We start from the raw sequence: 20956 nt of genomic DNA, 5'->3' as shown, positions 1-20956 counted from the left end.
GTTATTTACCTTGAACGAACGGAAAAAAACCGGCCTATGCCGGTTTTGACTTACTTGGTACCAAAAATCTTGTCGCCGGCATCACCGAGACCGGGAATGATGTAACCGTGCTCATCGAGCCGTTCGTCAACGGAGGCACAGTACAGCTCCACATCCGGGTGAGCGGCTTCCAGCGCCTTGAGGCCTTCGGGGGCAGCCACCAGCACGATGACCTTGAAATGCTGACAGCCTTTTTCCTTCAGCAGATCGATGGTGGCGATCATGGAGCCGCCGGTGGCCAGCATGGGATCGACAATCAGTGCCATCCGTTCTTCGATGTGGCTGACCAGTTTGTTGAAGTAATGCACCGGCTGCAGGGTTTCTTCATCACGATAGACGCCCACCACGCTGACGCGGGCGCTCGGCATGTGCTCCAGCACGCCGTCCATCATGCCCAGACCGGCACGCAGAATCGGCACCACCGTGACTTTTTTCCCCTTGAGCTGATCCACCTCGGTCGGGCCGTGCCAACCATTGATAACGGTTTTCTCGGTTTCAAAATCGGCAGTGGCCTCATAGGTCAGCAGGCTGCCGACTTCTTTTGCCAGTTCACGAAAGCGTTTGGTACTGATATCGGATTCCCGCATCAGACCCAGCTTGTGTTTCACCAAAGGGTGCTTAACCTCAACGACTTTCATCAACTTACCTCTCCCGACGCACTGAACGGTATGCACATGCACAAAAAAACCGCGGGACTTTAGCATAAAATAGCGCCCGACGGCAGACATTCAGAGGATATTTTAGCAAAGGACGTCATTGTCTTCCTGTCTGGCCCTGTTTTCGACCCGGTTTAGGCCCCTTGACGGCCAGGGTCGTGGCCCGCCGGCCTCCGCCTGATTCATCGCCCTCGCTTTCGGCGTCGGCTGGAAATGATTCGCTTCAGGAAGATGCATCGACGGGCCAACGCCGGTGGCACTGCCTCGCGCATTAAATTAGAATAGCGGCCGAAATAGTGACTAACCGCCGGAAAGCGAGCCAACTGGTGCTAGTCCCGCTCCTAAATAAAATGACAAGGTAACCACTCGTGACGCAGAAGAAACCCCTGAGCTACAAAGATGCCGGTGTAGATATTGATGCCGGTAACGCCCTGGTTGAACGCATCAAAGGCGTCAGCCGTCGTACTCAACGCCCGGAAGTCATGGGTGGACTCGGGGGCTTCGGTGCCCTGTGCCAGCTGCCGACCGGCTACAAGGAGCCGGTACTGGTGGCCGGCACCGACGGCGTAGGCACCAAGCTGCGTCTGGCCATCGATCTCAAGCGTCATCAGGGCGTGGGTATCGACTTGGTCGCCATGTGCGTGAATGACCTGATTGTTCAGGGCGCCGAGCCGCTGTTCTTCCTCGACTACTATGCCACCGGCAAGCTGGATGTGGACACCGCCGCCGATGTGGTCACCGGCATCGGTGCCGGCTGCGAGCTGAGCGGCTGTGCCCTGATCGGCGGTGAAACCGCCGAAATGCCCGGCATGTACGAAGCCGGCGACTACGATCTGGCAGGCTTCTGTGTGGGCGTAGTAGAAAAAAGCGGAATCATCGACGGCACCAAAGTCGCCGCCGGTGATGCGCTGATCGCCTTAGGGTCAAGCGGTCCCCACTCCAACGGCTACTCACTGGTTCGCAAGATCCTGGAAGTGAGCCAGGCCGATCTGCAACAGCCGCTGGGTGACGCCACCCTGGCCGATGCCCTGATGGCCCCGACCCGCATCTACGTGAAGCCGGTACTGGAGCTTATCAAGCAGCACGACATCCATGCGCTGAGCCACATTACCGGCGGCGGCTTCTGGGAAAATATTCCCCGCGTGCTGCCCAAGGGCGCCAAGGCCGTTATCGACGGCGCCAGCTGGCAGTGGCCGGAAGTCTTCTCCTGGCTGCAACAGGCCGGTGACGTGGAAACCCATGAAATGTACCGCACCTTCAACTGCGGCGTGGGCATGGTTATCGCCCTGCCGGCCGATCAGGCAGAGGCGGCGGTCACCTTCATGCAGAATGCCGGCGAAAACGCCTGGGTTATCGGTCATATCGATAACGCCGCCGACGGCGAAGAGCAGGTCGAAATAAAATGACCCGCATTGTCGTCCTGATCTCCGGCAGCGGCAGCAACCTGCAGGCGCTGCTGGACCAGGCTGCCGCCGGCCAGTTGGGCGGCGACGTCGTTGCGGTCGTCAGCAACAAGGCCGAGGCCTATGGTCTGGAGCGTGCCCGTCTGGCGGGCGTCGCCACGGCCGTGCTGTCCAACAAGGACTACGCCGACCGGGACAGCTTCGATGCGGCGCTGATGGCGCTTATCGACGGCCATGAACCCGATCTGGTGGTGCTGGCCGGTTTCATGCGCATCCTGACTCCCGGCTTTGTGCGTCATTACGCTGGCCGCATGCTCAACATACATCCGTCGCTGCTGCCCCGTTATCAGGGGCTGCATACCCATCGCAGAGCCATAGAGGCCGGTGACGCCGAGCACGGCTGCAGCGTGCACTTCGTTACCGAAGAGCTGGATGGCGGCCCCGTGGTGTTGCAGGCACGGGTACCCATCTTTGCCGGTGACGACGAAGCCACCATTGCCGCACGGGTGCAGGTGCAGGAACACGCCATCTATCCGCTGGCAGTACGCTGGTTCTGTGAAGGCCGCCTGGTGATGCAGCAGGGCAACGTCTTCCTGGACGGCGTCCCGCTTCCTCCGGAAGGGCACGCCGGAGACTAATACGCTTCTGCTACTGAAAAAGCGCGCTTATGGTGACATAAGCGCGCTTTTTGTTGCGTGAATGCGACGGAGTATCCGGTTCGGACAAAGGGCCCGCTCCAGGCCCCCCACCCAGCCTCCCCCTGGCGACAACCCGCCGTTATGCCTGCAACCCCGCTGCCAAGGGGGAGGAGTAAACAGCCCCCTCCTCTGAACTCGTGAGCAACAGAACAACAGCGAGGTGCAAGGTAAGGGGAGGGTTGGGGGGTTCACAAATCGGTAGCGGCCACCCGCTCGCCCAGCCAGAACAGATTGTATTCGCCGGGTTGCATCTTGTGCCACTGCTCGTTGTTGGTCAGCGGCTGGGTAGCGATGACGGTCACGATATCGTTGGGGGTGGTTTCCTTCTGAAAGTCGATTTCCACTTCTTCGTCGATCAATCGGGCCGGGCCGAAAGGCGCGCGGCGGGTGATCCAGTGCAGGTTGTTGCTGCAATAGGTCATCAGATACTCGCCGTCGGTGAGCAGCATGTTGAACACGCCCAGCGCGCGCAGCTGATCGCACAGGCCGGCCACATAACGGAACATGGCCGCCATATCATCGGGTCGGGTCGGGTATTGGCGCTCCATGGCATCCAGAATCCAGCAAAAGGCGAGTTCGCTGTCGGTTTCGCCCACTGGCTTGTGCCGTCCGCTTTCAAGATGGTCGTAGCCACTCAGCTGACCGTTGTGGGCAAAGGTCCAGTACCGGCCCCACAGCTCCCGGGTAAAGGGATGGGTGTTTTCCAGCGCTATGCCCCCCCGGTTGGCCTGGCGGATATGACTGACCACGGAGCGGCTCTTGATCGGATATTCCTGTACCAGTTTGGCGATGCGGGACTGACTGGACGGCTGCGGATCCTTGAAGGTACGCAAGCCCTTGCCTTCGTAAAATACGATACCCCAGCCATCCTTGTGGGGGCCGGTACGGCCGCCCCGCTGCATCAGGCCGGTAAAGCTGAAACAGATATCGGTGGGCACGTTGGCACTCATCCCTAGCAATTCACACATAGTGTCTACGCTTGCTCCATTTCTTTTTCTACCAGCTGGATCAGGATATGAATGATCTTGATATGCACTTCCTGAATACGGTCTGCATAACCGAAGTGGGGTACCCGGATTTCCACATCCGCCAGCCCGGCCATCTTGCCGCCGTCCTTGCCGGTCAGGGCGATGACCTTGATGCCCTTGGCCCTGGCCGCTTCGATGGCCCTGATAATATTGCCGGAATTACCGCTGGTGGAGAGGCCGAACAACACATCCCCTTCCTTCCCTACCGCTTCCAGATAGCGGGAAAACACGTATTCGAAGCCGAAATCGTTGGCCACGCAGGATAGATGGCTGGGATCGGAAATGGCGATGGCCGGATAGCCAGGGCGATTTTCCCGGTAGCGGCCGGTCAGCTCTTCGGCAAAATGCATGGCATCGCAATGAGAGCCACCGTTACCGCAGGACAGCACCTTGCCCCCGGCCTTGAAGCTGTCGGCCAGCAATTTCGCTCCGCTTTCGATGGCCTGAATGTTGGCGTCGTCGGCCAGGAAACGATTCAGCACTTCGGCGGCGTCGGTCAGTTCGCTACGGATCAGATCCTGATACATGAAATTGCCTCTCACTCACGGTAAAAGGGCATTTTGGCACAAGTCACCCGCAGCGGGAAGCCGGGCGCCGCCCGTCCTGCCCTGTCGGCTCTATGTGGTTGGCGGGACCGGACCGAATACTGCTATTTTTTAACCTCGGTGCAGCTTGATTTAAACATTTGTATGAATTAAAACTAAAATCACCCAGGAGGTCGGACCTCGTTACCGCACTGGAGCCGGAACAAACTGAGCCCGGAACAAGGAGTTGTTCATGATTACCCTGCTGCTACTGCTGATTTCCTGGGCCGTCCTGGCTTACCATGGCTTCTCTCTGCTCGCGATAACGCGGGTCACCCTACTGGTACTGGTGGTGGGGACCTTGCTGGGTGAAGTGAGCCCGGCCTGCTGGCTGGTGTTTGCCGTGCTGGCCACCCTGCTGAATCTCCCTCCCTTGCGCGCCGCTTCGCTCAGCCGCCCCCTGTTCTCCGCCTACAGGAAGCTGATGCCGGAAATGTCTTCAACCGAGCGCGACGCCATCGAGGCCGGCACCACCTGGTGGGAGGCCGAGTTGTTTCGCGGTAAACCGGACTGGCAAACCCTGCACCACTACCCCCGACCGCAGCTCAGCGAAGCAGAGCAGGCTTTCATGGACGGTCCGGTAGAAGAAGTATGCCGCATGACCAACGACTGGGAGGTGACCCACGAACGCGCCGACCTGTCGCCCGAGGTGTGGGATTACCTGAAAAAACACGGCTTCTTCGCCATGATCATCGAAAAGCAGTATGGCGGCCTGGCCTTTTCCGCCTACGCCCAGTCCCGGGTGCTGCAAAAGCTGTGCAGCACCAGTTCCGTGCTGGCCTCTACCGTGGGGGTGCCCAACTCCCTCGGCCCGGGCGAGCTGCTGCAGGCATACGGCACCCGGGAGCAGAAGGAGCACTACCTGCCCCGGCTGGCCCGCGGCGAAGAGATCCCCTGCTTCGCTCTGACCGGCCCGGAAGCGGGCTCGGACGCCGGGGCCATTCCCGATGTCGGCATCGTCTGCATGGGCGACTGGCAGGGCGAACAGGTGCTGGGCATGCGCCTGACCTGGGACAAGCGCTATATCACCCTGGCCCCCGTTGCTACCGTACTCGGGCTGGCGTTCAAGCTGCAGGATCCGGAAGGCTGGCTGGGTGACGAGACCGATCTCGGCATCACCTGCGCCCTGATCCCCGTCGCCACCCCCGGCGTAAAGATAGGTCGCCGTCATTTTCCGCTGAACGTGCCCTTCCAGAACGGGCCCACCCAGGGCAGGGACCTATTCGTGCCCATCGACTTCATCATCGGTGGCCGGCAGATGGCCGGCCAGGGCTGGCGCATGCTGATGGAATGCCTGTCGGTGGGCCGTGGCATCACACTGCCCTCTACCGGCACCGCCGGCACCCGCGTGTCGGCGCTGGCCTCCGGCGCCTACAGCCGTATTCGCCGCCAGTTTCGGCTGCCCATCGGCAGAATGGAAGGCATCGAGGCGCCACTGGCCCGCCTGGGCGGTAATGCCTATCTGTCCGATGCGGCCAGCATGCTGACCATGACCGGTATCGATCTGGGCGAGAAGCCCTCTGTGGTCTCGGCCATCGTCAAATATCATCTTACCGACCGCAGTCAGCGCAGCATCATCGACGCCATGGACATTCACGGCGGCAAGGGCATCTGCATGGGACCCAACAACTATCTGGCCCGCGGCTATCAGGGGGCGCCCATCGCCATCACGGTGGAAGGCGCCAACATCCTGACCCGCAGCATGATCATCTACGGTCAGGGGGCCATTCGCTGCCATCCGTATGTACTGGCAGAAATGCTGTCGGTGCAGGAGCCGGATGCCGGCAAGGCACTGGCGCAATTCGACCGGGCCGTATTCGGCCATATCGGCTTCGCCATCGGCAACCTGGTGCGCAGCCTCTGGTTCGGCTTTACCGGTGCGCGCTTCAGCCAGACGCCCGTTCGCGACGAGACCGCACCTTATTACCGCCAGATGAACCGGTTGAGCGCCAACCTGAGCCTGTTGTCGGATGTGGCCATGGCCAGCCTCGGCGGCGAGCTCAAACGCAGGGAACGACTCTCGGCCCGCCTCGGTGACGTGCTGAGCCAGCTGTATCTGGTGTCTGCCACCCTGAAGCGCTTCAATGACGAAGGTCGCCCGGCCGAGATAGTGCCGCTGGTGCACTGGGCCTGTCAGGATGGCCTGTACCGGGCGCAGATCGCGCTGGTCGAACTGCTGGACAATTTTCCGGCGCCGATGCTGGGCAAGGTGCTCAAGGTACTGCTGATGCCCTGGGGCACGCCGTTCAAACGACCGTCGGACAAACTCGATCACCGGGTGGCACGCGCCCTGCAAACACCGGGACCGGCCCGGGAGTGTATCGGCGCCGGGCTTTATCTGGCGGCCGAAGAAGGCAACCCGCTGGGCATGCTGGAGCAGGCCTTCGTCGACGTCCTCGCCGCCGAGCCGGTGTTCGACAAAATAACCCAGACCCTGGGCCGCCGCTCTTTCACCCAGCTGGATCGGCTGGCAGCCGAGGCACTGAATGCCGGTATCATAGACCCGGAAGAAGCCGTACTGCTGGAACGGGCAGAAGTCGGCCGCTTGCGCACCATCAAGGTGGATGACTTCGACCCCCGGGAACTGGTGGCCAACAAGGCACTGTTCAACGATGCCATGCTGAACAGAAACACCTGATTGCCGCACTAAGCGGCCTTCATTGGCCACTTAGTGCGGCACATGCTGCTGCGCCGGAGTCAGCCCCGGCGCAGCAATCGCTGCCGGGGCTCACCGGGACCAAAATAGTCCGGCTCCCGGCTTTCTTCGACAAATCCCAGCGACTGATAAAGCCCGCGTGCCGGGTTGTCCGGGTGCACCGTCAACCTCAGCTCGGTGCAGCCCGCATCCGTCAGGTCACGACACAACCGCTGCAACAGCGCCTTGCCGATGCCCAGTCCACGCTGCCGTTCATCCACCGCCAGCGACAGAATCCAACCCTGCTCTCTCGCTTCGCCCATGCCACCCAGGGCGTAGCCCACCAGCCCTCCTTCGCTTTCCGCCACCAGCAGGGTGCCCGGCCATAAATCCATCGCCTGACGAATAAAAAAATCCGGATAGCCGTGCTCGCCAAAGGCGCCCTGCTCCAGTCGAAAAACGTTCCCCAAATCGGTCTTGGTCGCCGCCCTTATCTTCATCTTCACTCTTTCACTCCGCAGCCCCTGTGTCGGCCGATACTCGTTACATGGCGGCGAATGGTAAAGCAAAGTCCGCTGTCGGCATAATGTGAACGAGCCCAGGAGTGGTCAAATAACAACCAAACCGATGTCATGCACTAAGCTCTAATAAGAATGGAGCTGGAGCAGATCAGATGAGCTGGCGCGGGCCGTTATTATTGTTAGTGCTGTTATTGTGGCTAGGGCTGGGAGCGGGGTTACCGGTGCTGGCCCAGGAGTCTTACTGGCAGCTTGACGTCAAGGGCGGCATCGGCCCCGGCACTTCGGACTTCATTGTCACCGAACTGAATCAGGCCCAGGTAGACAAGCCCGCCTTCGTACTGCTGACCATGGATACCCCCGGCGGCCTCTACAGCGCCACCCGGGACATCAACACCGCCATACTCGAGTCACGCATCCCCGTGGTGGTCTATGTGTCACCCGGTGGCGCCCGCGCCGCCTCGGCGGGCACCTATATTCTCTATGCCAGCCATGTGGCCGCCATGGCGCCGGGCACCCATCTGGGGGCTGCCACTCCGGTGCAGATAGGCGGCCCCACCCTGCCGGGTACTCCGACCGAAAAAGACCAGAGCAAGGAAAAAGAGGCGGATAAGCAGGAAATATCGCGCCCCGAGGGCTCGGCCATGGAGCGCAAGACGATGAATGACGCCATCGCCTACATCCGCTCCCTGGCCCAGCTACGGGAGCGCAACGCCGACTGGGCCGAGCTGGCGGTGCGAGATGCCGCCACCCTCACCGCCACCGAGGCGCTGGAGCAGAACGTCATCGAGCTGATAGCCGACGATATTCCGGCGCTGTTGCAGTCCCTTGATGGTCGTGAGCTGCTGGTGCATGGCAGCCCCTATACCTTCGCCAGCACCGGGCTGCAGGGCGAACTGCGTGAGCCCGACTGGCGCCAGCGCTTTATCATTACCATCAGTAACCCCAACATCGCCTACCTGCTGATGCTGGTGGGCATGTATGGTCTGCTGCTCGAGTTTTACAGCCCCGGCTTTGGCGTGGCCGGCGTCACCGGCGCCATCTGCCTGATGCTGGCCCTGCTGGCATTGCAGATGCTGCCGTTCAGCACCGCCGGTCTGGCGCTGCTGGGGCTGGGGCTGGCGCTGATGGTGGCCGAGGGGCTCTCGCCCAGTTTCGGCATTCTCGGCGGTGGCGGCCTGGTGGCCTTCGTCATCGGATCCGTGCTGCTGTTCGATACCCCGGATCAGGCCTTTCGCGTCGCCTGGCCCTTTATTGCCGCCTTTGCCCTGTTCTCTCTGAGCCTGTTTATCGTGGTGATCCGTCTGATCGTCAAACAACGCCGTTCGGCTCCCGTTTCCGGCTCGATCGCCATGGTCGGCGAGCAAGGCATTGCCCTGACCGCCATCGCTCCCACCGGCACCGTCATGGTTCAGGGCGAGCGCTGGCAGGCCTGCAGTCAGCACCCTATTGACGCCCGTCAACCCGTAGTGGTGCTGGCGGTAGAAGATCTTACCCTCAACGTCGCTCCGGCGAAGGAGACACAAGCATGATCATCGATTTTCTGTACTTCCAGCTGCTGATAGTGATCCTGGTGGTGATGCTGTTTGCCAGCATGTTCCGGATATTGCGGGAATACGAACGGGGGGTGGTCTTTCTGCTGGGGCGCTTCTACAAGATAAAGGGACCCGGCTTCATCATACTGATCCCTTTCGTACAGCAGATGGTGCGGGTCGATCTGCGTATCGTCACCATGGACGTGCCTTCGCAGGATCTGATTTCCAAAGACAACGTCACGGTGCGGGTGAATGCGGTGCTCTACTTCCGGGTGCTGGATCCGCAAAAAGCCATCATCAACGTCGAAAATTTTCTCGAAGCCACCAGCCAGCTGGCCCAGACCACCATGAGATCCGTGCTGGGTCAGCACGAGCTGGACGAGATCCTGTCGGCCCGGGATACCCTCAATGCGGACTTGCAGCGTATTCTGGATCAGAGCACCGATAACTGGGGCATCAAGGTCACGGCGGTGGAGATCAAGCACGTTGATCTGGATGAGTCGATGATCCGCGCCATCGCCCGCCAGGCCGAAGCCGAACGGTCGCGTCGGGCCAAGGTGATCCACGCCACCGGTGAACTGGAAGCCTCCAAACAGCTGCTGGAAGCCGCCCGCATGCTGGGCCAGCAGCCGGAGGCGATACAGTTGCGTTATCTGCAGACCCTGACCGAAATCAGCAACGACAACAGCAAAATCATCGTGTTTCCGCTGCCGATGGAGATGGGCAAGATACTGCAGCACATGGGCAGCCAGCACACCCCGCCCGAGGATACCGATGCGCCCACTCAGATGACTTAAAGGCAGGAAGTCATCAACACGAGTAGGTTGCGAATGAGCGAAGCGAATTCCAACACAAAGACACCGGAGCAATGTTGGAATTCGCGGTGCTCATTCCAACCTACTTCTATTTATCGGGCTTTTTAGTTCGAGGTATCCAGCGGTTCGAAGTTTTTCACCAGTTCGTCCAATGCCTTCAGCTGGGCCAGGAAGGGTTCCAGCTTGGCCAGCGGCAGGGCGCTGGGGCCGTCGCATTTGGCCTTGGCCGGATCCGGGTGTGCTTCCAGAAACAGGCCGGCCAGGCCGGTCGCCAGGCCCGCGCGGGCCAGATCAACTATCTGCTCGCGGCGACCACCGGAAGCCTCACCCAGGGGATCACGGCACTGCAGGGCATGAGTCACATCGAAGATGATAGGGGCACCACCGGTGGCCTGTTTCATCACCCCGAAACCCAGCATGTCGACGACCAGATTGTCGTAACCGAAGTTGGCGCCCCGCTCGCACAGCATCAGTTGATCGTTGCCGCACTCGATAAACTTGTCGACGATGTTCTTCATCTGCCCCGGGCTCAGAAACTGGGGCTTCTTGATGTTAATCACCCGGCCGGTTCTGGCCATGGCTTCCACCAGATCGGTCTGCCGCGCCAGAAAGGCGGGAAGCTGGATCACATCCGCCACCTCGGCCACAGGAGCTGCCTGATGCGGTTCGTGCAGATCGGTAATCACCGGCACCTTGAAGGTGTCTTTCACTTCCTGCAGCAGTTTCATGCCCTCTTCCAGGCCGGGGCCACGAAAGGAATGAATGGAGGAGCGGTTGGCCTTGTCCCAGCTGGCCTTGAACACATAGGGAATACCGAGCTTGTCGGTCACCTTGACGTAATGTTCGCAGGCCCGCATGGCCAGATCGCGGGATTCCAGTACGTTGATGCCACCGAACAACACGAAGGGCTGATCGTTGGCAACCGGGATATGATTGATATGAACGGTTTTCATCGCTACTCCTAATGGAGGGTTTGGGGGCCCAGATCCAGGGCTAAAATCTGGGCTTTAAGCACATCGGCCACCGGATCTTCGGGACAATGCTCGATAAAGAATTCAAAGTCGTCGGCGGCAAGCCGGTCGCAGTCGAGCTGCTCGTACAGAAACCCCCGATCCCGCCGCTCGAAGGGACAGTCGGGCTTGAGCTTCAGCAACAGCTGGCTGCAGGCCAGGGCCTGGGAAAACTGCTTGTGATGAATAAACGACGCCTTGGTCACGTTCAATAGTCGGGTCAGTATGTCCAGATTTTCGGCGGCCTTGAGGTGACCGGGCTTGATACGGGCCAGGTTGCCCCGGGCACCCCGCAGCAATTGCTCCATTTCATGACGAGACAAGGGGCGGCCGGTGAAGGGATCGATAACCAGGCCCTCGTCGTCGAACAAGACACGCACCAGAAAGTGTCCCGGAAAACCGATGCCTTCGGCCCTGATCCCGAAACCTTCGCACAGGTGCAGCAGCAAAATACCCAGGGTGACCGGAATGCCCCGACGGCGACTCAGCACCCGGTTCATCAGGCAATTATCGGTAGAGAAAAAGCGTTCCCAGTCACCCGCCACGCCCAGGGGGCCGTAAAGCGCCGACAGCAGTTGCTGCGCCATCGGCCCGCTCTGATCTTTCAGTTGCTCGGCCAACTCCCGCTCCAGGGCAAAGAGGCTGACTTCGGCCTGATCCCGTGCCTTGAGCCCATAGAGGCTTTCCACCACGTCCAGCGCCAGCATCATCAGACTGCGAGGATCGTCGCTTGACCAGCCATCACTGATGTTCGTTTTCAGCATTCAGCCTCCCGGGCCACTGTGCCACTGTTATCCGCTCCTGACCGCCATAGTCGCGCAGGGTTTCTACTTTTTGGTAGCCCAGCGCCGTAACGTCGTTGCGCACCTGGGCACCCTGCTGCCAGCCGTGCTCCAGCAGCAACCAGCCGCCAAGCCCCAAATGAAACCGTGACTGGCCCATCAAATAATGCAGATCCGCCATGCCCTGCTGCTCCGCCACCAGTGCCGAGGCGGGTTCGAAGCGCACACCCCCCGCTTGTAAATGGGGGTCGGCGGCGTCGATATAGGGCGGGTTGGAAAGTATCATGTCAAAATACAGCCCGGCCAGCGGCGCGAACCAGCTGCCCTGGCGCACTTCGATGGCCAGCCCCAGCCGGGCGGCATTGCGTCGGGCCAGCGCCGCCGCATCAGGGTTGTATTCCACCGCCAGCACGGTATCGGCGGGTCGCTCGCTTTTCAGCGCCAGGGCAATGGCGCCGGTACCGGTACCCAGATCCACCAGGGTAGCCGGCCGTGCGGGCAAACGGGCCAATGCCGCTTCGATGATGATTTCGGTATCGGGTCGGGGGATCAGAGTGGCGGGAGACACTTCCAGCGCCAGCGACCAGAACTCGCGCTCGCCGGTGAGATAGGCCACCGGCTCACCGGCCTGCCGCCGTGCTACCAGCGCGTACAGCCGTGCACTCTCGGCCGCCGTCGGCTCGTATTCCGGCCAGGCCAGCAGAAAGCTACGCGGTCTGGCCAGCACGTGACACAGCAGTACGTCCGCATCCAGTGCCGGAGACTCGCCCCCCACCAGTTGCTCTCGCAATCGTTGCCGCCATTGCGCCAGGGTCATCAGTGTTCCGCCAGGGCGGCCAGCAGGTCGGCCTGGTGTTCCTGCAATATCGGCTGGGTCAGCATATCGAGCTGACCTTCCAGCACTTCACTCAGCCGGTACAGGGTCAGGTTGATACGATGATCCGATACCCGCCCCTGGGGGTAGTTGTAGGTACGAATACGATCCGAACGATCACCGCTGCCCAGCAGGTTGCGACGGGTGTTCTGTTCTTCGGCATGGCGTTTATCCTGCGCCATCTGCGCCAGCCGCGAGTTCAGTACCGCCATCGCCTTGGCCCGGTTTTTATGCTGCGAACGCTCGTCCTGACACTCCACCACCATGCCGGACGGCAGATGGGTTATACGAATGGCAGAGTCGGTCTTGTTGACGTGCTGGCCACCGGCACCGGACGCCCGAAAGGTATCGATCTTGAGGTCGGCAGGATTGATGTCGATGGCTTCGGCTTCCGGCACCTCGGGCATCACCGCCACGGTACAGGCTGAGGTATGAATACGGCCCTGAGACTCGGTCTCGGGCACCCGTTGCACCCGGTGCCCGCCCGACTCGAACTTGAGCCGACCGTAGACACCGGTACCCTCGATGCGGGCAATCAGTTCCTTGAAACCGCCGTGCTCACCTTCGTTGGCGCTGATTATCTCTACCCGCCAGCGTTGCTGCTCGGCATAGCGGCTGTACATGCGAAACAGATCGCCGGCGAAGATGGCGGCTTCGTCCCCGCCGGCGCCGGCGCGGATTTCCAGAAAGCAGTTGTTGTCGTCGTTGGGATCTTTCGGCAGCAGCAGTATCTGCAGCTCGACGCTCAGGGCCTCGATGGTGTCTTTGGCGGCGTCGATTTCTTCCTGCGCCATCAGCTTCATCTCGGCGTCGTCTTCCGCCAGCATCTCTTTGGCCGCCCCCAGATCGACCTCGGCCTGGCAATAGCGGCGAAAACAGCCCACCACGTCTTCGAGCTGGGCATATTCACGGGTCAGGGCTCTATATTTGTCCTGATTGTTGATGACAGAGGCTTCGCCCAGCAGCGCCTGCACTTCTTCGTAACGCTCCTGCAGGCCTTCCAGTTTCTTCAGTATGGATATGTTCATGATGTCTCGCCGCTGTGGCTCAATCAGCGCTGGCCAAGCCTCAGGCTCTGGGCCAGCACGGCCAGGATTTCCTGATCGCCGTCTTTGCCCGCCTGGTTCAGCGCCTGAGTAGGAGTATGGATCAGTTTGTTGGTCAGCCGGCGAGCCAGCCGCTGCATGGTTTGAGCGGCATCTTCGCCCTGAGCCAGTGCCCGCAGGGCATGGGCCAGCTCCTGCTGTTGTACCTGGTCGGCCTGGCTGCGGTAATCTCGGATCAGGTTCACCGACTCGAGCGAACGGAACCAGGCCATGAATTGATCCCGCTCATCCAGAATAATGAGTTCGGCCTGGCTGGCGGCCTGTTTACGGCTCTCCAGATTCTGTTCGATGATGCCCTGTAAATCGTCCACCGTATACAGATAGGCGTCGTTGAGTTCATCGACCTCGGGCTCGATATCCCGCGGCACTGCGATGTCCACCAGCAGAATGGGCTGCTGACGGCGCGCCTTGAGCGCCCGCTCCACCATGCCCTTGCCGATAATGGGCAGAGGGCTGGCGGTGGAGCTGATCACGATATCGGCCTTGGGCAGGTAGTCGGGAATCTGCTCCAGGGTGATCACCTCGGCGTCGAATTCCTGCGCCAGACTCTGGGCCCGTTCCAGGGTGCGGTTGGCCACTATCATCCGGGTAACCGACTGTTCCTTGAGGTGACGCGCCACCAGTTCGACGGTTTCACCGGCACCGACCAGCAATACCCGGGTACGACCGAGATCCGAGAAAATACGTTTGGCCAGGCTGACGGCGGCGAAGGCCACCGACACGGCGCTGGCACCGATGTCGGTTTCGGTACGCACCCGCTTGGCCACGGAAAACGATTTCTGGAACAAGCGTTCGAGCACGCCCTTGAGGGTGCCGACCTGATGCGACTGGCCATAGGCCTGTTTGATCTGGCCCAGGATCTGCGGCTCGCCCAGTACCAGGGAGTCCAGGCCACAGCCGACCCGCATCAGATGACGCACCGCCTCTTCGCCGCTGTGTTGATACAGGCAGGCGGTCAGTTCATCTTCATCCAGCCGATGAAAACGTTGCAGCCAGTGCCGTACCGATTCGCTGTCGCCGCCTGGTTCCAGGCAGCAGTACAGCTCGGTGCGGTTACAGGTAGACAGGATCACCGCCTCTTCAACGCCCTGGGTGTGCATCAGTTCCCGAAGTGCCCTGGGGGCAAGTTCAGGCCCGAATGCCACCCGTTCGCGCAGCGCGACGGAAGCTGTCTTATGATTGATTCCCAGTACCAGCAGGCTCATGAGGGTTTTGTGCGGCTCACAACATCTTTCAGATAGCCGGCTATTGTACGAGAAAGACCGGGGCTTTAAAAGGCGCGCACCTTGCCCTTATACTGACGCCACATTTCATTCCGGGGTTATCCGTGCGTATTTTACTGTTCACCTTTGCTCTGCTGGGGTTGTCGGGCTGTGCCTACCAGGCGCAGGAAGCTCCCGCCGGCTCCTGGCAAGCCCAGAAAATCACCCTCACTCAATTGCAGCAATGGCAGCTGTCGGCCCGGCTCGGTATTATCACCGCCGAGGAAAGAGGCAGTCTCAGCCTGTTCTGGCGCCAGAACAGCGATGACTACAGGATGAACATGACCAACCTGGTCGGCAAGCGGGCCTTCGATCTGACTCGCCACCAGGGGCTGGTGGTGCTGACCGACAGCGAGGGCCGGCAACATCAGGCCGACAATGCCCGGGAACTGGTGTTTCGGCTGACCGGCTGGGATCTGCCGGTAGAGCAGCTGTCGTACTGGATAAAAGGCCTGCCGGGTGAGGCGGACCAGGTGGAATATGACACCGACGGTCGCCCTCAGACCATTGTTGCCCATGGCTGGCGGCTGCGTTATCTGGGCTACACCCGGATTGACGGACTCTGGCTGCCCAGCCGGCTCGATCTGACCCACGACGACACCACACTGCGTCTGGCCATCAACCAATGGGAGCTGAAATGATGATGGTGCTGCCGGCTCCGGCCAAGCTCAATCTTTTTCTGTATATCACCGGCCGCCGGGATGACGGTTATCATAATTTGCAGACCCTGTTTCAGTTTGTCGACCAGGGTGACAGCCTGGGCTTTGCCGCGGCCCCCGATGGTGACTTGACGCTTTCGCCGCCCCTGCCCGGCGTGTCGCCGGAACAAAACCTGATCATCCGGGCTGCCCGTCTGCTACAAAGCAAGACCGGCTGCACCCGGGGCGCCCGTATTACCCTGACCAAGCGTCTGCCCATGGGTGGCGGCCTGGGCGGTGGCTCCAGCGACGCCGCCACCACCTTGGTGGCCCTGAACCGGTTATGGCAACTGGGGCTGTCCACCGAGCAACTGGCCCGGCTGGGGCTGACACTCGGTGCCGATGTGCCGGTATTCATCCGCGGTCAGGCGGCCTTTGCCGAAGGCGTGGGCGATATCTTTACCCCGGCCCATCCGCCCGAGCCCTGGTATCTGGTGCTTCACCCCGAGATTGAAGTGGCCACCGCCGCCATTTTCAACGACCCGGATCTGCCCCGTAACAGCCCGGTATTACCCCTGCAACAACGGCTGTCGTTACCCTGGGAAAACGATTGCGAAGCGCTGGTCAAAAAGCGCCACCCCGAGGTTGCCAAGCTCCTTGGCTGGTTGCTAGAATATGCGCCGTCAAGAATGACGGGCACCGGCGCCTGTATTTTCGCCAGTTTTAACCGCCGAGAAACGGCAGAGGAAACCCTGGCCAGGGCCCCGGAAGGCGTGCGCGGATTTGTCGCCAAGGGCTGTAACATTTCGCCGCTTGTCAGCGCATTACAACACATGGATGCCACCGACCCGTCATCAAACACGGCAACCTAGACAGCAATTGCAGAAAACGGGGGTGGGCCCTTTTTCGCTCTTGAATATTTCAAGGGTCAATCTGCTGCCAAGTGCCGCCGGCAGCACAACAGGGCCCCACCCCGACTATCTGCCTGGCGCACGAAAGACTAGAATAGAATTCTAAAACGGGCTGGATAGCGGAAGTTTGTTCCGTGATAACGGGTTCACGGCCCCGTCCAGTCTCGCCACCCATGAAACAACCCCGAGGTTTTCAACCGTGCCCGACATGAAGCTGTTTGCTGGTAATGCTACGCCGGAACTCGCCCAACGTATCGCCGACCGTCTTTTCATCAAACTGAGTGCTGCCGATGTCGGCCGTTTCAGTGATGGCGAAATCAGCGTACAAATCAACGAAAATGTACGGGGCGGCGATGTCTTCATCATCCAGTCCACCTGTGCGCCAACCAACGACAACCTGATGGAATTGATCGTGATGGTGGATGCGTTGCGCCGTGCCTCCGCCGGTCGTATCACCGCGGTTATCCCCTACTTCGGCTATGCCCGCCAGGACCGTCGCGTACGTTCCTCTCGTGTACCGATTACCGCCAAGGTAGTGGCCGACTTCCTGTCCAGCGTGGGTGTTGACCGGGTGCTGACCGTTGACCTGCACGCCGAGCAGATTCAGGGTTTCTTCGACGTGCCGGTAGACAACGTCTTCGGTACCCCTGTGCTGCTGGAAGACATGAAAGCCAAGAATCTGCACGATGCCGTGGTGGTGTCACCCGATATCGGCGGTGTGGTTCGCGCCCGTGCCGTGGCCAAGCTGCTGGATGAAACCGACATCGCCATCATCGACAAGCGTCGTCCGCGTGCCAACGTGTCTCAGGTCATGCACCTGATCGGTGATGTCGAAGGCCGTGACTGCGTGATTGTCGACGACATGATCGACACCGGTGGTACCCTGTGCAAGGCCGCCGAAGCCCTGAAAGAGCGTGGCGCCAAGCGGGTGTTTGCCTATGCCACTCACGCCGTGTTCTCCGGCAATGCCGCCCAGAACATCAAGGATTCCGTGATCGATGAAGTCATCATCACCGACTCGGTACCGCTGAGCGATGAAATGAAGGCCATCAGCAAGGTCAAGCAACTGTCCCTGTCGCCCATGCTGGCCGAAGCCATTCGTCGCATCAGCAACGAAGAATCCATCTCCGCCATGTTCGAGCAGTAAGCTCGACGGTGTTGAAAAAGCCCGCATCAGCGGGCTTTTTTTGTTGCATGAACGGTGAGACAGGCAGCATGAGAGAACAGGAAAAAACACCCTCGCCACTATGGTTCCCGCCTTCCGCCAGCCTATTATGGTGGATTGGCTCGACCAAGGTGGCCATTATTGCCGCTCTTAATTAGAATATGGCGTCATTTTAACGGCCGACTCAGCATATGCACCCTATCGAACTGATTGTCGGGCTCGGTAATCCGGGCCCCGAATACGCCCAGACCCGCCATAACGCCGGTGCCTGGTATGTGGCCGAACTGGCCCGGATGCACGGCGGCCAGCTGAAGGAAGAAGCCAAGTTCTTCGGCTGGACCGGACGGGTACGCATCAAGGGTCACGATGTTCGCCTGCTGATCCCCGCTACCTTCATGAACCGCTCGGGCAAGGCGGTGGCCGCCATGGCCAACTTTTACCAGATCCCGCCCGAGTCGATTCTGGTGGCCCATGACGAACTGGATCTGCCCCCGGGCACGGCCCGTTTCAAGCAGGGCTGCGGCCACGGCGGTCATAATGGCCTGCGGGACACCATCAGCTGCCTTGGCAACAACAAGGATTTTTACCGGTTGCGCATCGGCATCGGTCATCCGGGCCACAAGTCCCAGGTTGCCGGTTTTGTACTGACCAAGGCGCCGGCCGCCGAGCACAGCCTGCTGGAAGCCGCGGTAGACGAGGCCGCCCGCAGCACCGATATTTTATTCAACGATGGTATGACCAAGGCGATGAATCGTCTGCATACTTTCAATGCCGATTCCACCAAGTAACTTTTCGTCATCACTTTCAGGACACTCATCATGGGTTTTAAATGCGGTATCGTGGGCCTGCCCAATGTAGGCAAATCCACTCTGTTCAACGCGCTGACCAAGGCCGGTATCGAAGCCGCCAACTTTCCGTTCTGCACCATAGAGCCGAACACCGGCGTGGTACCGGTGCCGGACAAGCGGCTGGATGCCCTGGCCGAAATCGTCAAGCCCCAGCGCATACTGCCCACCTCCATGGAATTTGTGGACATCGCCGGCTTGGTGGCCGGTGCCTCCAAGGGAGAAGGCCTGGGCAACAAGTTTCTGGCCAATATCCGTGAAACCGACGCCATCGGCCACGTGGTACGCTGCTTCGAAAACGACAATATCGTCCACGTAGCCGGCCAGGTGTCGCCCAAGGACGATATCGACGTGATTAACATCGAGTTGTCACTGGCGGATCTGGATACCTGCGAGCGGGCCATTCATCGTAACGCCAAGAAAGCCAAGGGCGGCGACAAGGATGCCAAGTTTGAAGTGACGGTGCTGGAAAAGCTGCTGCCGGCACTGGAACAGGCCCAGGTACTGCGCAGCGTGGAGTTGACCAAGGAAGAAAAGGCCGCCATCGACTACCTGAACTTCCTCACCATCAAGCCGACCATGTATATCGCCAACGTCAGTGACGACGGCTTCGAGGACAACCCCTATCTGGCTCAGGTGATGGAAATCGCCGCCGCAGAAAACGCCATTGTGGTACCGGTCTGTGCCGCCATGGAGTCGGAAATTGCCGAGCTGGATGCGGAAGAAGCCGCCGAGTTCATGGCCGATCTGGGTCTGGAAGAGCCGGGCCTGAACCGGGTGATCCGCGCCGGTTACGAGTTACTCAACCTGCAGACCTACTTCACCGCCGGGGTGAAGGAAGTCCGCGCCTGGACCATCCCCGTGGGGGCCACCGGCCCGCAGGCGGCCGGCAAGATCCACACCGATTTCGAGAAGGGCTTTATTCGCGCCCAGACCATCGCCTATGAAGACTTCATCACCTACAAGGGCGAACAGGGTGCCAAGGAAGCGGGCAAGATGCGCTCCGAAGGCAAAGACTACATCGTCAAAGACGGCGATGTGATGAACTTCCTGTTCAACGTCTAGCACCCTGCCCGTCCGCTCGCCTGTTGGCGGCGAGTCAGCAACAAGGCCGGACCGAATCGTCCGGCCTTTTTTTGTTTAAAAAAACACCCCCACTGTTTACCCTTATACCAATTTCACTAAAAATGTGATCAATTCCCGATAACAATGCCGTGTTTTAAGCACTGTCATACCGGTACTGAATCAAGTTCAGCATGACGGACCCGGTATCTTTCTGCAGAGAGATCCTGACTTTCGTCAGGATGACGGCCTGAGTACATGATTAATCCGATTGGTATTACACCACTCTGTCTAGTTTCCATTCAAACGATTGGAAAGGGCCAACTTTTCGGGAAAAAACGGTTGACGCTTTCGGCCCGGATACGCATAATGCGCCCCGTTCGGTGACGAGACGTCATCAACAAGAAAGCAATGGCTATGTAGCTCAGTTGGTTAGAGCACATCACTCATAATGATGGGGTCGCAGGTTCGAATCCCGCCATAGCCACCATTGCTGGGGTATCGCCAAGCGGTAAGGCAGCGGGTTTTGATCTCGCCATTCCCAGGTTCGAATCCTGGTACCCCAGCCATTTTAAAATGTGCTGGTATATGTTAAAAATACGGGCACATGCTGTTGGGGTATCGCCAAGCGGTAAGGCAGCGGGTTTTGATCTCGCCATTCCCAGGTTCGAATCCTGGTACCCCAGCCATTTTAAAGCTGTTTCGAATCACTTCGAATCATGTTTAATATCGAGGAAACTCGATGCTGATGTGGCTATGTAGCTCAGTTGGTTAGAGCACATCACTCATAATGATGGGGTCGCAGGTTCGAATCCCGCCATAGCCACCACTCTTAGCGGGAGTGGCGAAATTGGTAGACGCACTAGATTTAGGTTCTAGCGCCGCAAGGTGTGCGAGTTCAAGTCTCGCCTCCCGCACCATTCAAGAAAATTGGGGTATCGCCAAGCGGTAAGGCAGCGGGTTTTGATCTCGCCATTCCCAGGTTCGAATCCTGGTACCCCAGCCATATTTTAAAAGCCGACCTTAGGGTCGGCTTTTTGCTTTGCGGGATTTGGAAAAACGGTGAGGGGTAAAATGTGAGGAGTGAGGGGAGAGACAGACAAACCGCCTCACCATTTACCCCTCATACCAATCTGGAAAACTAACTGGTCAGGCTTGCCCACTTTCTAGAGCACGTTTTAGTCACTCTTTCCGCACTCTCGGTGAAGGTGTTCCAGGCTTTGCAGACGCTATCCACAATGTCTTCATAATTTGTGAAAACCCGATTGGCAAGACAGTGCTGACGCATCCAGCTCCACACTTGCTCTATCGAATTTAGTTCTGGGGAATACGGCGGTAGCTTGATGATACTGACATTATCAAATTCAGCGGCGATATCATCGGTATGCCA

The 20956-nt window shown here is 59.5% G+C and carries 20 protein-coding genes and 6 tRNA genes; 16 read left to right on the top strand and 10 right to left on the bottom strand.

Features of this window, described 5'->3' with window-relative positions; translation table 11 throughout:
• Positions 1-50: 50 nt before the first annotated feature.
• Positions 51-677: a uracil phosphoribosyltransferase gene (upp, locus tag HNR62_RS14865; protein WP_204796863.1), complete on the bottom strand. Its 627-nt coding sequence runs from the start codon at positions 675-677 to the stop codon at positions 51-53.
• 386 nt (positions 678-1063) lie between these two features.
• Here upp and purM point away from each other — a divergent pair, with 386 nt between their 5' ends.
• On the top strand, positions 1064-2101 hold the full coding sequence (purM, locus tag HNR62_RS14860; RefSeq protein WP_204796862.1) for a phosphoribosylformylglycinamidine cyclo-ligase: 1038 nt from the start codon (positions 1064-1066) through the stop codon (positions 2099-2101).
• Entirely contained in the window at positions 2098-2736 is a 639-nt protein-coding gene (purN, locus tag HNR62_RS14855; RefSeq protein WP_204796861.1) for a phosphoribosylglycinamide formyltransferase, read from the top strand. The genes purM and purN overlap by 4 nt, the downstream gene beginning before the upstream one ends.
• 248 nt (positions 2737-2984) lie before the next feature.
• On the opposite strand, the gene HNR62_RS14850 is transcribed toward purN, so the two are convergent.
• Complete coding sequence (locus tag HNR62_RS14850; RefSeq protein WP_204796860.1) at positions 2985-3764, bottom strand: class II glutamine amidotransferase; 780 nt, start codon at positions 3762-3764, stop codon at positions 2985-2987.
• 5 nt (positions 3765-3769) lie between these two features.
• The gene (gene lpcA / locus HNR62_RS14845; protein WP_204796859.1) at positions 3770-4351 is read right to left on the bottom strand and encodes a D-sedoheptulose 7-phosphate isomerase; all 582 of its coding nucleotides are present in this window, start codon (positions 4349-4351) and stop codon (positions 3770-3772) included.
• Positions 4352-4601: 250 nt separating this feature from the next.
• Between lpcA and fadE the strand changes: the two genes are divergently transcribed.
• Positions 4602-7046, top strand: coding sequence for an acyl-CoA dehydrogenase FadE (gene fadE / locus HNR62_RS14840; RefSeq protein WP_204796858.1), 2445 nt, complete (start codon positions 4602-4604; stop codon positions 7044-7046).
• A 59-nt stretch (positions 7047-7105) separates the two neighbouring features.
• Here fadE and HNR62_RS14835 read toward each other — a convergent pair whose 3' ends face one another.
• Positions 7106-7543: a GNAT family N-acetyltransferase gene (locus HNR62_RS14835; RefSeq protein WP_204796857.1), complete on the bottom strand. Its 438-nt coding sequence runs from the start codon at positions 7541-7543 to the stop codon at positions 7106-7108.
• Between the two features lie 173 nt (positions 7544-7716).
• Here HNR62_RS14835 and HNR62_RS14830 point away from each other — a divergent pair, with 173 nt between their 5' ends.
• Together HNR62_RS14830 and HNR62_RS14825 are read left to right on the top strand one after the other, a co-directional pair.
• The gene (locus HNR62_RS14830) at positions 7717-9093 is read left to right on the top strand and encodes an NfeD family protein (protein WP_204796856.1); all 1377 of its coding nucleotides are present in this window, start codon (positions 7717-7719) and stop codon (positions 9091-9093) included.
• Positions 9090-9893, top strand: a complete 804-nt coding sequence (locus HNR62_RS14825) for a slipin family protein (protein WP_204796855.1) — start codon at positions 9090-9092, stop codon at positions 9891-9893. The genes HNR62_RS14830 and HNR62_RS14825 overlap by 4 nt, the downstream gene beginning before the upstream one ends.
• A gap of 122 nt (positions 9894-10015) precedes the next feature.
• Here the strand turns inward: HNR62_RS14825 and kdsA are convergent, their stop codons facing one another.
• The 5 genes from kdsA to hemA are packed head-to-tail and all read right to left on the bottom strand — an operon-like array spanning position 10016 to position 14888.
• Complete coding sequence (gene kdsA, locus HNR62_RS14820) at positions 10016-10864, bottom strand: 3-deoxy-8-phosphooctulonate synthase (RefSeq protein WP_204796854.1); 849 nt, start codon at positions 10862-10864, stop codon at positions 10016-10018.
• Between the two features lie 8 nt (positions 10865-10872).
• Positions 10873-11685, bottom strand: coding sequence for a SirB1 family protein (locus tag HNR62_RS14815; protein ID WP_204796853.1), 813 nt, complete (start codon positions 11683-11685; stop codon positions 10873-10875).
• Positions 11663-12520, bottom strand: coding sequence for a peptide chain release factor N(5)-glutamine methyltransferase (gene prmC / locus HNR62_RS14810; protein ID WP_204796852.1), 858 nt, complete (start codon positions 12518-12520; stop codon positions 11663-11665). The genes HNR62_RS14815 and prmC overlap by 23 nt, the downstream gene beginning before the upstream one ends.
• Positions 12520-13605, bottom strand: a complete 1086-nt coding sequence (gene prfA, locus HNR62_RS14805; RefSeq protein WP_204796851.1) for a peptide chain release factor 1 — start codon at positions 13603-13605, stop codon at positions 12520-12522. Before prfA ends, prmC begins: the two co-directional genes overlap by 1 nt.
• 23 nt (positions 13606-13628) lie before the next feature.
• On the bottom strand, positions 13629-14888 hold the full coding sequence (hemA, locus tag HNR62_RS14800) for a glutamyl-tRNA reductase (protein ID WP_204796850.1): 1260 nt from the start codon (positions 14886-14888) through the stop codon (positions 13629-13631).
• Positions 14889-15010: 122 nt separating this feature from the next.
• On the opposite strand from hemA, the gene lolB reads away from it, so the two are divergent.
• The 11 genes from lolB (at position 15011) to HNR62_RS14745 (ending at position 20572) form a co-directional block, all read left to right on the top strand.
• Positions 15011-15586: a lipoprotein insertase outer membrane protein LolB gene (gene lolB, locus HNR62_RS14795; RefSeq protein WP_204796849.1), complete on the top strand. Its 576-nt coding sequence runs from the start codon at positions 15011-15013 to the stop codon at positions 15584-15586.
• On the top strand, positions 15586-16455 hold the full coding sequence (gene ispE, locus HNR62_RS14790; protein WP_239552840.1) for a 4-(cytidine 5'-diphospho)-2-C-methyl-D-erythritol kinase: 870 nt from the start codon (positions 15586-15588) through the stop codon (positions 16453-16455). The genes lolB and ispE overlap by 1 nt, the downstream gene beginning before the upstream one ends.
• A 238-nt stretch (positions 16456-16693) precedes the next feature.
• A complete protein-coding gene (locus HNR62_RS14785; RefSeq protein ID WP_204796848.1) occupies positions 16694-17641 on the top strand; it encodes a ribose-phosphate diphosphokinase in 948 nt (315 codons plus the stop codon).
• A 209-nt stretch (positions 17642-17850) separates the two neighbouring features.
• Positions 17851-18447 carry an aminoacyl-tRNA hydrolase gene (gene pth, locus HNR62_RS14780; RefSeq protein ID WP_204796847.1) on the top strand — a complete coding sequence of 199 codons (597 nt, stop codon included), beginning with the start codon at positions 17851-17853 and terminating at the stop codon, positions 18445-18447.
• 30 nt (positions 18448-18477) lie between these two features.
• A complete protein-coding gene (ychF, locus tag HNR62_RS14775; RefSeq protein ID WP_204796846.1) occupies positions 18478-19569 on the top strand; it encodes a redox-regulated ATPase YchF in 1092 nt (363 codons plus the stop codon).
• A gap of 410 nt (positions 19570-19979) precedes the next feature.
• Positions 19980-20056 (top strand) — tRNA-Met (locus HNR62_RS14770).
• Positions 20057-20060: 4 nt separating this feature from the next.
• A tRNA-Gln gene (locus tag HNR62_RS14765) sits at positions 20061-20135 on the top strand.
• Positions 20136-20180: 45 nt separating this feature from the next.
• Positions 20181-20255 (top strand) — tRNA-Gln (locus HNR62_RS14760).
• 63 nt (positions 20256-20318) lie between these two features.
• Positions 20319-20395: transfer RNA gene (locus HNR62_RS14755), tRNA-Met, on the top strand.
• Between the two features lie 6 nt (positions 20396-20401).
• Positions 20402-20486 (top strand) — tRNA-Leu (locus tag HNR62_RS14750).
• Between the two features lie 11 nt (positions 20487-20497).
• Positions 20498-20572 (top strand) — tRNA-Gln (locus HNR62_RS14745).
• A gap of 135 nt (positions 20573-20707) precedes the next feature.
• On the opposite strand, the gene HNR62_RS14740 is transcribed toward HNR62_RS14745, so the two are convergent.
• The coding region (locus HNR62_RS14740; protein WP_204796845.1) for a transposase at positions 20708-20956 on the bottom strand (249 nt) is incomplete at its 5' end.

Origin of the sequence: Oceanisphaera litoralis (genome assembly GCF_016907015.1) — a bacterium.
Classification (GTDB): domain Bacteria; phylum Pseudomonadota; class Gammaproteobacteria; order Enterobacterales; family Aeromonadaceae; genus Oceanimonas; species Oceanimonas litoralis.
The sequence above is the reverse complement of the archived record's forward strand: the minus strand, read 5'-3'. Positions and strand labels throughout refer to the sequence as shown.